Source organism: Cyanobium sp. NIVA-CYA 375 (assembly GCF_056108345.1).
In genome coordinates this window covers 1-11,421 of the sequence record NZ_JBSYHW010000073.1, presented here as the reverse complement: position 1 = coordinate 11,421, position 11,421 = coordinate 1, and the positions used below count along the sequence as shown (strand labels likewise).

Annotated in this window: 10 protein-coding genes; 4 read left to right on the top strand and 6 right to left on the bottom strand. The window is 62.3% G+C overall.

Going from position 1 to position 11,421, the window contains the following annotated elements:
- Both AC01FP_RS14100 and AC01FP_RS14095 read left to right on the top strand, forming a co-directional pair.
- A partial coding sequence (locus AC01FP_RS14100; protein ID WP_474481114.1) for a WCX domain-containing protein occupies positions 1 to 805 on the top strand: 805 nt, incomplete at its 5' end.
- Between the two features lie 98 nt (positions 806 to 903).
- Positions 904 to 1,371, top strand: a complete 468-nt coding sequence (locus AC01FP_RS14095; RefSeq protein WP_474481112.1) for a hypothetical protein — start codon at positions 904 to 906, stop codon at positions 1,369 to 1,371.
- Positions 1,372 to 1,466: 95 nt separating this feature from the next.
- Here AC01FP_RS14095 and AC01FP_RS14090 read toward each other — a convergent pair whose 3' ends face one another.
- Complete coding sequence (locus AC01FP_RS14090; protein WP_474481110.1) at positions 1,467 to 2,417, bottom strand: AcrVA2 family anti-CRISPR protein; 951 nt, start codon at positions 2,415 to 2,417, stop codon at positions 1,467 to 1,469.
- A gap of 89 nt (positions 2,418 to 2,506) precedes the next feature.
- Between AC01FP_RS14090 and AC01FP_RS14085 the strand changes: the two genes are divergently transcribed.
- Complete coding sequence (locus AC01FP_RS14085; RefSeq protein WP_474481107.1) at positions 2,507 to 2,884, top strand: hypothetical protein; 378 nt, start codon at positions 2,507 to 2,509, stop codon at positions 2,882 to 2,884.
- 215 nt (positions 2,885 to 3,099) lie between these two features.
- Here the strand turns inward: AC01FP_RS14085 and brxL are convergent, their stop codons facing one another.
- Genes brxL through pglZ form a run of 4 tightly spaced genes read right to left on the bottom strand, consistent with a single transcriptional unit; the run spans position 3,100 to position 8,438 of the window.
- Positions 3,100 to 5,166, bottom strand: coding sequence for a BREX system Lon protease-like protein BrxL (gene brxL / locus AC01FP_RS14080; RefSeq protein WP_474481105.1), 2,067 nt, complete (start codon positions 5,164 to 5,166; stop codon positions 3,100 to 3,102).
- Between the two features lie 6 nt (positions 5,167 to 5,172).
- Positions 5,173 to 5,571 carry a type II toxin-antitoxin system VapC family toxin gene (locus AC01FP_RS14075; protein WP_474481104.1) on the bottom strand — a complete coding sequence of 133 codons (399 nt, stop codon included), beginning with the start codon at positions 5,569 to 5,571 and terminating at the stop codon, positions 5,173 to 5,175.
- Positions 5,568 to 5,852 carry a type II toxin-antitoxin system Phd/YefM family antitoxin gene (locus tag AC01FP_RS14070; RefSeq protein WP_474481102.1) on the bottom strand — a complete coding sequence of 95 codons (285 nt, stop codon included), beginning with the start codon at positions 5,850 to 5,852 and terminating at the stop codon, positions 5,568 to 5,570. The genes AC01FP_RS14075 and AC01FP_RS14070 overlap by 4 nt, the downstream gene beginning before the upstream one ends.
- Positions 5,853 to 5,900: 48 nt before the next feature.
- Complete coding sequence (pglZ, locus tag AC01FP_RS14065; RefSeq protein WP_474481100.1) at positions 5,901 to 8,438, bottom strand: BREX-1 system phosphatase PglZ type A; 2,538 nt, start codon at positions 8,436 to 8,438, stop codon at positions 5,901 to 5,903.
- Positions 8,439 to 8,512: 74 nt separating this feature from the next.
- Between pglZ and AC01FP_RS14060 the strand changes: the two genes are divergently transcribed.
- Positions 8,513 to 9,778: an ATP-binding protein gene (locus tag AC01FP_RS14060; RefSeq protein ID WP_474481098.1), complete on the top strand. Its 1,266-nt coding sequence runs from the start codon at positions 8,513 to 8,515 to the stop codon at positions 9,776 to 9,778.
- Between the two features lie 103 nt (positions 9,779 to 9,881).
- Here AC01FP_RS14060 and AC01FP_RS14055 read toward each other — a convergent pair whose 3' ends face one another.
- Positions 9,882 to 10,805: a hypothetical protein gene (locus tag AC01FP_RS14055; protein ID WP_474481096.1), complete on the bottom strand. Its 924-nt coding sequence runs from the start codon at positions 10,803 to 10,805 to the stop codon at positions 9,882 to 9,884.
- Positions 10,806 to 11,421: the final 616 nt, after the last annotated feature.

Below are 11,421 nucleotides of genomic sequence, written 5' to 3'. Positions count from 1 at the left end.
CAGCGGAGAGCGCTCCAGCCCGCTACAGGTATGGCCGCTGCAGCTGCTGCTCGATCGCGGCTCCTGGCTGCTGCTGCATGAGCACGACAACATCGGCCAGGCGGAGGGCCTGCTGGCCTGTGAGCCGCTCGCTTCTATCCACCTAATCAAGAGCGCCGCCCGGGCCGGCCGCAAGCTGTCGATGCACCAGGCTGCTCTAGAGCGCTCCTCGCTGTTGCAGCAGCACTGCGGCAGCCTGCATTTAGGCAGCGATCTGACAGAGCAGCTGGCCTTTACGCGGACGATCACAGCTGGAGAGCAGCCCGCACGTTCGACGTTGCGCTTCCGCTGTAGCCCGCAGGTGATGGCGGTGGCGCGACAGGAGCTGGAGCGTTTTCTGCCTTGCAACCTGCGCTTGTCACGGCCGTTGCCTGGCCACAGCTGGGGTCGAACCGAACCGCAGCAGCTGGTGATGACAAGCGACAGCGATGTGCTGCACCCCTACCCGGTAGAGCTGGACCTGCCGGAGTGGGTACTGCGCGACGACCCCGAGCTGCGGCGTTGGATCTTCTCCTTGGGAGCTGGCATCCGCATTGAGGCCCCGGCCTCGCTGGTGGAGGAGCAGCGCCGCTGGCTGGCCGATGCACTGAGGCTCTATGAACCAATGGCGCAGATCAGCCAAAAGGGGGAGCTGTTTAAAAGCGATGAGGGCAGCACTGAGCCTGGGTCTTCATCGCAAGGGGCAGTGCTGCGTAAACGCGTCGTCAAGCCACCCATCAGCAGGCCCTGGGGCCCCGTACTGGGTGCACCGGCCAAGAGTCCGTGATGGCGGGCTTACAGCTCCTGGTTTCTGCTCGGTTGCGCCCAACGGCAAGAGATGGATGTCAACATTTGTCTCTATCTTGTCCCATGCAGCCAGCAGCTTTGGACCCTGAGCAGCCTGATCAACCGCAACCTGCCGCTGAGGAAGCTCTCAGCTACACCGGGCTCGTTGAGCAGCAGGAGACCAGCCGCGAGGCCTTTGGCCTGATGCTTTTGAACTGGCGGCTCCATTGCGGCTGGTCCCTTGATACCGCCCGTAGGGCAGCAGCAGATATCAATGTTGAGACGCTTGCCTACGGCACCCTGGCCAAGATCGAAAAAGGGGAAGCCGGCGACTTAAGGCGAGAGGAGTTCTTTCAGCTGGCGGAACTCAACCGTCGCGTCGCTCAGAGCGATTGGAGTCACGTCACAGAGAAGAAGCTCCACCCTCTACTGGAGCAGGCCAAACCCATCGGTGATTTAAGCCTCGCTGTATGGGGGCCAGTGGAATTCTGGGCTTGCTACTGCGGTCTGCGAACAGTCCCGATAGAGCTGCAGTCCCCACCGTCAGATACGACCCAGGCACCCTGAAGACCAGGAGCCGCCACAGGCATAAGCAACAGCAGTTGATCAGCCTGGGAAGGGCCAGCGGGCGATCAGCTGAGCCCCACATACACCGGCCGAAATCACTGCATCCGGCGGCTCTGGCGTTTCTCGCCATGCAGAACGGTGTGCCAATGGCCTCGGCGCCAGTGGGGCCGGCGCGGTGTGCTGGCGCTGGCGCCGCTTGGGCTGCCCGGTGCAGGCGCCCTGGTGGTGTGATCAAGCCGGAAGTCCTTGCCGATCCACACCGGTCCCTGGGGCTTCACGGCGCCGGTGTCGTCGGCACTGCCACCACCCGAGAAGCCCTTACCGCTGCGCACCTTGGCGGCCGGGGCTGTGGTGAGCAGTTCCGGCTGGTAGAGCTGCACGAGCAGGGCATTGATCGCTAGGCCCTCCATGCGTTGGTTGGTGCTCTGCACCGCCTGCTCATCCCACTGCCAGGCCGGGTGGCTCAGATCTTCCGCAGTGGGTTGGCGCTCACCGATCTGGGCAAAGGAATGGCGGGTGAGGTAGCTGCTGCCATCGAGGGCTAGACCAACGCAGCTGATGCCACTGATGCGGTGGGCCTCGGCCGGCAGCCAGTTGGCCATCACCCGCAGGTCAGCCACAATCACCACCGGTATCGGCACCCCGTCTTCTGTGAACAAGACGCCATCGGGGAGCATCAGCCGGAAGCAGGGCAGCACCTGCGGCAGCTCGTCATCGAGGCGGGGAGAGGGGGTGCGGCGAAATGCCTCGGCCAGCTCCGGTGCCAGGAAGCGGGGCGGGGCCTCCACAAGCCGGGCCCAGCGGCAGGTGGTGGCCGCCCAGAACCCGATCGGATCTTCCAGCTCATCCATTACCTGCAGACCCGCCTCAATCAGGGCTGCAAAAGCCAGGTGATTAGCCCAGTGCTGGAAGCCACGCGGGGAGCGGTAGCGGTGCTGCTCCTGCTGGATGTAAGGGTCTTGGCGGCGCAGTTTTGTGATCACCGCGGCGATCGGCGGCAAGTCCGCCTTGCTGGCACGGATCGATTCAGGCGACAGCGGGCTCATCAGCGCAGATCAACAGAGCCGCTGGCAGATCCTCACCATCCTGGCCGGATGACGGATGCTGGAAGCATTGCCCAGGGAGAGACGACGCCGTGCCCGGATTCCACATCACCACTCAGGACGATCTACCCGGGCCGGATGGGGATGAGCCCTATGTGCTGTTCGTCAACGAGACGGAGTACGGCAACCGCCGCTTCCTACGCACCAACGTGCTCTCGGCCCGGCCCGACCTCAAGAAATACACCTCCCTGCGCTTCCAGCAGGACGTCAAGCGCCATGCCGATGGCCTCGGAGCGGGGCAAGACCTGGTGATGGTGTTCATGGAGGCCATTGATCTCGACCCACCACTGACGCTGGTGAGCAGCGATATGCACTTGGAGCTGGAGGGCTACCCGGTGGAGCAGGGGGCTGAGATCGAGATACCGCTGCTGCCGCCTGGGTTCCGCGGGCCGACTAAGGGTTTCGGCTGAATCCGCCAAAAAGCCAGATTGCTTGCTTCAGGACCGGGGCCATCGATGCCAGAGCCTCGTCCCCGCGGCCACCGCAACTTTCTGCCGTCCGCCTGTGGAGCCGCAAGGAACTGCTGGAGAAGCTCTTTGCCCACTACGAGCAGCTGCCCGAGGAAATCCGCCTCGCCCTTCCTCTCAAGAAGGTCTGGATGGTGGCCCAGGAGGCCGACTAATTATCAGGACTCAGTCCTGATGTAACTCACCTCGCATCCCTTCACCATCCGTGCTTCCTGGATAGCAGCTTCTGCCTTGAAGGCTGAAAACTCGAACCACTGGAAGATGTCAAGTCCACGGTCGAGACTAATTTTCCAGCCATTGTCTGCGGTGATGCTGCGCGCATGGAAGTTCGGGCTTGCATCGATCTCCCAACTAAATGGAGTGCAGGTACCGGCAAAGGAATCCTGCACCTGGCCGAGGTTCTCTACCTGCTTTTCCATTGTCTCTTGATCGGAGCCTGTGATCAGGTGAACGGTGACCTCATCGCCCACAGGAGTGATCTCGTTGACCATGCGCAAGAACTCCACCAGGTTGCGGATCTGATGGAAGGCGCGGATGTAGGGGTCGCGGATGATGATGGCACTGCAACCTCTGAGGTGGTCTGCAAATAGGCGCCGGTAACTCCAACCTTTGGTGTTCTCAGGCACCACCAGATGCTGTTCTTTTGCAGGCTCAGTGTTTGCGGGAGTGCTTACGGCCACTGTTGGTATTACGGCTTCTGCGCTGGTGATCTCAGGGGCACCCTCTGGGTTCAAAGGCCGCAGGCCCGCAAAGGCCGGATACTGCTGCTCCTCCGGCGTCAGCACCGTGACAGCTGGCCCACCGCCAACTGGCTGATAGGCAAAGTCGTTGGCCTTGAAAGTGTCGTCGATACGCAGGATCTGCTCCCGCACCCGGCGGCGGCATTCCATGGCGAACTCGAGCAGCTCGGCGATCTCCTCTGGTTTGGCCTTGCCGTTGGGGTGAATGATCTTCATTAGGCCCGAGAAAGTCTTCTCAAAACCCGTCTGGTCTCGGGTTGATACCTCCGAGCTGATCTCGAAGTGGGCTTTGTAGAGGCCGGTGTAGTCCTCGGTGCGCAGGTGTTTGAGCACCTCGGCGATGTAGTCGACCACGAAGCCATAGCCGGTGCAGAACAGCTCATGGCGCACGGGCTGCACCTCCCAGCCTGGATTGAAGGCGTGAATGCGATCGAGGAAGGCCGAATCGATGTACTTGTCGGGAAGCGGCTCGTAGAAGTGGGAGTGCTTGAGCATGTAGGCAACCGACTTCTGGGTGTTGCCCATGAACACCATCGAGGCTTCCGCTGTGAGCTGCTCGATGCCCCGCGAGAAGGTGCGGTTGGCCATGTAGTTCTTCATGATGTCGACCAGCGTCTTGTCGACCTTCTTGTCCTTGCCGGCAAACTCGTCAAAGCAGATGCAGTCCCAGTAGCCCACCAGGCCGATCTTGCCGTTGGCGTTACTCACGAACAGCTTCGGGGCGGTGACCTCTGAGCCTGAGATCAACATGCCGTGGGGCGAGAACTCGGCGTAGACGTGGGACTTACCCGTGCCCTTGGGCCCCAGCTCCAGCAGGTTGTAGTTGCGCTCGCAGAAAGGGATCAGCCGGATCAAGGTGAGCAGCTTGCCCCGCCTCGTGAAGGGCTCGGGGTTAAAGCCCACGCTCTGCATCAGCACGTCCATCCACTCGTCGGTGCTGAATTGGGCCCGGGCTGCCAGGAACTCGTCGTGATCGACGCCGGCCACCTGGATCGGCTTGACGCCGGCGATCTGCCAGGGGCTGGCCTTGGGGTCGGTGGGGAGTTCGTACTCCACATCGGTGATGGCCCAGATGCCACCCACCAGAAGCTTGGGATAGCGCTTGACGTAGGAATCTTCGATCGGCACCTTCTTGATGCCAAGGTTGGTGAACTCCACCTCGTGGAAGCCACCCTTGTCGTTGAAGGTCACGGTGATCTTGTCGATCACCTTGTGGCTGCCCTTGTCCTTGATGGTGGATTTGATCAGCTCCGCCTGGTTGCGGTGCACGTAATGCTTGGAGAGGATCCGCCGCACCGACTCCAGTCCATCGCTGATCTGGGCCGGGTCGTCCGTGGAGCAGTGCTGACCGAGTAGGTACTCGAGCACGTAGGTGGGCACTACGGCGTTCTGCTTGAGCTCGGTGGTGAGGTCCTTGCGCACCACCAGGCCAGGGAAGTGCTCAAGGATCTTCTGGTCCAGGGGGCTGGGTGCTTCAGGCGCCATCGGATCTCACCAGAGGGTTTGGCAGGGGAAGTTGGAAAGCTGGGGATCGGCGCTCAGCAGCACCAGTCGATCTAGTTCGGCCTGGGCCGCCAGCATGCGATCAAAGGGATCGCGGTGGGGCTGGCTGTAACTGCCTGCCCGCAGCCCATGGGCCAGGGAGATCGGCAACGCTTCAAAGCCATCGGCTTGCAGCAAGCCAGGCAGATCGGCGATCACGCCGTTCAGTTCGGGCAGCTTGCCCTGGTGGTGTTTGAGGCTGAGCTCCCACACAGAAGCCGCACTCACCTGCACGGGAGTAGCTGGGTCGCTGAGCAGCTCGCGCACAGCGCCGGAAAGGCGATCGGGATCAAACCACCACCACAGCAAAGCGTGGCTGTCCAGCAGGTAGGCCTCCCCAGTGCTCATCGCTGCGGCGCCTCAGGCAGTAGGGCGCCGGACTCCCAGCTCTCCAATTCACTGGGGTCCATGGGTTGGAGCAGCAGGTCGGGCTGGCTGAGGGGGCCCCGGCTACGCAACCGGCCCGGGATGCGCTGGGGAACGGGCGGCGCCAGGGGCATCAGCCGCGCCCAGGGCTTGCCGGCTTTGGCCAGCACGATGGTTTCGCCCGCATGGGCCTCATCGATCAGACGCGACAGGTGGGTTTTGGCCTGGTGGACGTTCACCATTCGCATTGAACGCTCCTGCATGGCGGCCTCAGCCATTGACCCGATTAGTTTAGCCATGGACTAAGGCCATCAGAAGTCGTCAAAGTCGCTGCCAAAGGGCCGCTGCAGCTTCAGCTCCATAGTCTTGTAGGGAACTGGCGTAGCCACACCATCGAGCTGCTGCTCCAGGCGCAGCTCCAGGGTCTTGTTGTTGTAGTCGCCAGCAGCGTTGGAGAGCTCAAGCACCACCTGCTGCTCCCGCTCGCGGGCCTCGCTCGCTGCGGAATCCAGCAGCACGCAGCGGTGGGCGCAGAGCAGGGCGCCATCGGCCTTGGCGTAAAGGCCGATGCGCAGCTGCAAGGGCAGGCGCTTTTTGGGCTCTACCGCCTCCAGCTGGAACAGGCCAAAGGAGAGCTTGCCGGTGGTGATCTTGGCGGGTAGCCGCAGCAGCTCGGCCTCCACGACCCGGCTCTCGTCCTTGCGTTCGCGCTTGAGCTTGATCACCGGCACCACCACCTCCTGCAAGGAGGTGCCGCCATGCACGAAGCGTGAGCCTGAGCCTGAGCGGGGGAAGCGATCAAGCCCCAGGGGGAAGACTGCCTCCCAGCTGCCGCTCAAACCCAACTCAGCAGCGGTGAAGACTTTTTGGCCAGCACTGGCCTTGATGCCACTGCCCAGGGCAAAGCGCCTGTTCTTGAAGCTGAGCTCGCTGGCAGGCGGGAACTCGGCGCGGTCGTTGGCATCGACTGGTTCCTGTTGAAACAGGAAGCCGTGGTCGGCGGTGATCACCGCCTGGCTGCCCTTGAGACTGGCGATCTTGCGCAGGATCAGCTCCAGCTCATCAAAGGTCTGCTCCACTGCCTGGCAGGTGTCGGCCTCGCTTTCGCGCTTGTCGCCGATGCGGTCGATGCAGTTGTGGTAGATGACGATCAAGTCGTAGTCGCGGGTGAGTTCAGCACCCTCCTTGCTGGTGGCGAGGCTCAGGAAGTCCTCCGCCTTGATCGCCTTGGCGCGGCCCTTGGCGTAAGCCTTGAGGATCTTGTCGCGGTTGTCGGTGCCGGCGGCGCTCTGGCCATCCACCAGGGCATTGGAATCGCTGGGGTTGAGGCCCAGCTGAACACCGGGCAGCAGCGCTGCCATCCCCAGCTGCGTGTAGCTGGGCAGCACCCCCAGCAGGGCCTCCACCTCGGCCTGCCAGCCCTTGCCGGCCTGGCTGTTGAGGCGTTCAGCGAAGTCGCGGGCGGCCTCGTAGCGCAGGGCATCGGAGATCACCACAAACAGGCGCTTGAGACCTTTGGAGGAGAGCGGCGCATGCACATAGCGCATGTGGAACTCCTTCTGCCTCGGCAAAGTGCTCGATCCCCAGTTACTGAGGCCAGCCACCTGATCGCTCCAGCGGTTGGTGAGCGGCAGCAGCACGTTGTTGACGTACTGGGCCTCGAGCCAGTCGCGCAGCGGCTTGAGCAGCCCGGGCTGCTGGTAGGTGCGGGCGTGGAAGATGCAGCGGCGGTAGGCCTGATCCAGGCGCCACCAGCCGTTGCAGTAGCGCTGCAGTCCCTCCTCAAAGCTGGGCACCTGCAGATCAGCCTTGGCCAGCAAGCCGCGGAAGGTGATCGCCTGCTCCAAGGCGCGGTAGCCGTGCTGGTGCTTGCCAAACCAGCAGGAGCTGCTGCGGTTGCGAATCGTCTCCAGCAGCTCTGTATCTGAGGCGCCACTGTGAAAACGCTGCAGCAGGCGGCTGAGCACAAAGCGCTCGATCAGCTCATAGCTGTCGTCGTCATCTGGCTCGTAGCTCTCTGGTGCGTCGTTGAGCTGCTCCTCTACGCGCAGTACACCGGCCAGATGATCACTCCACTGCTCAAAGGCCGGCCTAGAGCTGAGGCTGTCTTTCCAGATGCTCAGGAACACCCGGGCGTGGGGCAGCAGCTCGCCAGAGGGGCCAATGCTGCTGACGCTATTGAACAAACCAACAGCGAAGTCGCGCAGATTGGGCTCCGGGCTGGCGTAGCCAAACTTCTCGCCCACTGCCCTCCAGAAGTGGCCGCTCAGTTGCTGGCTGCCATAGAGGGCTTCCACCGGATCGTCGCCATCGGGGTTGGCCGGCTCCAGCTGACTGAAGGCATGCAGCAGCAGCTTGTCGATATCGGGCGGCTGCTTGGCCAGCACGGCGAGCATCTTGAGCCGCACTGACGCTTCGTTGTCGTTGGGACGCAGCAACTCCTTGAGCTTGCTGGTGCGCACCGGCGAACGGAAGAAGGCCTTGTGTTGCTGGGCCAGCTCCTTGAACTCCAGTGTCAGGCCGGCCTCCTGGATGTCGAGTGAGGCCCGATCGGCAGTGAACTCATGGCCCGCCAGCAGCAGGTCCAACAACCAGTTGTCCGGCTCTGGTGGCTTGGCGGTGGGTAGGTAGAGCAGGAAACGCTTATCCAGGGGGGCGCGGCTGATCGCCACCTTCACTGAGAACTCATTGCGCTCCACCCGCAGCTTCTCGGCCGCAGCGGGCTGGTAGTCAGCGAACTCAGAGGCCCACTCGCCATTGGGGTCGTACCAGAGCACCACACGCTTGCGAGCAAGAGCGCTATCGAGGCTCTCGTGGATGCGGCTGGTGGCGGCGGGGGTGCGGGTCATGGCTTTGTATTGCCAATTCGGCCAATACATAGCCAGTATTGGCTGGCCGCAGCCCTTTGCCAATACTTGCCGCCATGGCGCTGCCGAACCTGTGGGGCCTCTACAACCTGCGCTCCTCGCCCTACTTCCAGGCCACCCTGCGGGCGGATTCGCAGGCCACGCCGCTGCGCCTGTTTGTGGGCCGGCAAAGGGAGCGACAGCTGCTGCTGACCACGATCGGCAGCAGCCCCAGCTCGCGGCAGGCGGTAGCGGGTCGCCCTGGCATCGGCAAGACCACGCTTGTGCAAACGGTAAAGGCCGATGCCCAGGCAGGGGGCTACTGGAGCTGTGACGAGATCATCCCGATCAGTGCTGAAGGCGCCAGCGAACACCTGTTGAGCCAGCTGCTCTCCGGCGTCTATGACGCCGTGCTGGCCAACTGCCCAACGGCAGCGGGACCCGAGGTGGAGACCGCCCAACAGTTGGTACGCAGTATCCGCCTGCGTGGGGGCGGACTGTCGCTGTCGGCCTTTGGGCTTGGGCTTGGCGGCAGCCAGAGCGAGAGCGTGGCCACGCCTCCAGGGGCGCTGCTGCTGGATGGGCCGCGGGTGTTGCGCGACCTGCTCCGTTACGCGATCGGCCAGGGCGCCCGCGGCATCGTGCTGCACCTCAACAACCTCGAAAATCTCAGTGAGGCGGACGCGTCGCGAGCGGCGGATCTGCTCCGGGGTATCCGCGATCAGGCGCTGCTGCACGACGGCCTGCATCTGATCGTGGTGGGTACCACCGATGCCGTGCGCACAGTGGTGCAGAGCCACACCCAGATCCGATCGGTGTTCAGCAATCCCTTGGTGCTGGAGCCTCTGGCGCTGGGGGATGTGGAGCAGTTGCTGGCCAATCGCTATGAGGCGTTGCAGCTCGATCCAGACAGACCCTGGCGCCCCCCTGTGGAGGCTGCCGTGGTGCAGCGGCTGTACGTACTGTTCCGCGGCGATCTGCGAGGGATGCTGAAGGCTCTGGAGGATGGGATCACAGGCTTGCTGGGGCTCACCAGCGCAGGCGCCGACGTTGTGCCGGTGGGGCTGGAGGATCTGCTGCTGACGCTGCGGCAACGCAACCAGGCGGAGCTGCAAGAGCAGCTGGGCGACACCGCCTGGGATCGTCTGCTGACCTGGGCGCAGGTGGATTCGGCTACGGCCCAGACCCAGGCCCAGCTGGTGGAACTGTGGCAGGTGAAGCAACCCTCGGTATCGCAGACCCTGCAGCAACTGATCGAGGCGGGCGCCGTTGAGGCCTTGCCGCGGCGGGGGCGTGAGGCGATTCAGTATCTGATGACCGGCACGGCGCGATTGGCGCTGTGACCAAGCGAGGGCAAGTAGCGACTCTGCCCCTGACTCTGCCCTTGACTCTGCCCCAAGAGCCCGACTCTGCCCCTGAGCTGAAGCGTCTTGCCCAGCCATCAGCTCAGTCCTCCTTGGCCGCCAGGCCAGGGATCGGCGCAAGCACCTCCTGCAGCTTGAGGTAGTTCACCTTCACGCCGTCGTCGAGATCAAGTGGGATGCGTTGTTGGGCAAGGGGCAGCAGGGCGTCCTGCTCCCAGGCCTGGCATTCCTTGAGCACCTTGGCGATCTTCTCGGCCTCCTTGCGGGCGGCGGTGCGCTCACGGGCGGGCAGGTCGTCGTTGAGCTGATCAAGCCCGAGCTGGGCTAAGCGGGCTTCCAGTTTCTGAAGGTAGGGGCGGAAGTAGTTATTGAGCACCAGGTTGAGGGTGTCCTTGGTGTAGCGGTGCAGGTAGATCAGGCAGGAGAAGCCCTTTTTGGGGCTCTGCACCATCCAGTAGATCGGCCGCTTCTTGTAGGTCTGCAGGTGATCTTTGTAGAACTCGCTGCAAAAGTATTTGCGGATGTCTTTGCCGAGGGACTCTTCGATGAAGCGAAGGTTTTCGGCGACGCTGCTCTCGGGGAAGGTGACGGCCAGGAATTCGCGGGTGCGGGCGACGATGTCGTCTTCAAACCACTCTCCATCGAGCACGGGGATGATGCCGTCGGGGTCGGGTTTGAACTGGACTTCGCTCAGGGGCTTGCCGACTTTGGCTTCGTAGGCGGAAAGTTGCTCAACTTGACTGTCGCGGGAGTCAGCGAGGATCAGGCCGTGTTGATCGAGGCTGTAGCGGCCCATCATGCAGCCTGTGGTGTAGGAGAGAAACTCCTTAGTGGTGTCTTGGCGGAAGCGGATCCAGAGCTCGTCTTCGGTGAGGTTGCCGCCGTAGCGGAAGGCGGGATTCACCGTGAGCGTGATCTGCTCGATCGGCACATCGGGAGTGAGTTCGTCCTGGAAGCCGTAGGCGTCGATGAAGAGGCGGTTGTTTTCCTCCTCCAGGCGCTTCATCTCAGCGATGTTTGCCTTGTTTTGGAGAATCCAAGCAGTGTAACTTGCTTCTATTGTGGGAGCTGTATCGGAGGAAGCTGTTATGAGGGGTAGTGATTGGAAGTTCCAGCTCCGCTCGTAGGCATCCCAGTCGACACGACTGATTTCTACGAGCAGCCTAGAAAGTCCAATGAATGAAGTCTGATCAATCTTTTCAGGAACTGGAACATTTACCAATGATCCCGAGTTAAAGTCTACGGTCGGACAGAGTGCGTCCAGAAACACGTTGGCGACGCAGCTATTTAGAAGGCCAACTGTGAACGCAAGGTTTGCTGAATCTCCACCTTTGGGGAGCACAGGTGCACCCTTCTGATCAAACAAGCATCCCGGCGGCGTGTGCCGAATGGAGAACAGTGAAGAACCAATCGAGGAATACACCGCCGCTTCCGCGAATATGTAGTCCAGATTGAAATTAGTCGCAGCGACGCGGTCATCAGTGTGATGTTTCTGAGTGCGGAGTACTTCTCCGTCATCTTTCCAATCAACAACGAACGCCAAGTTGCCATACCACCGCCGAAACTCCAGAGTCCGGAAGCCCAGCAGGGTGCCATGCACCATCTCGTGGGTTGCGATCAAC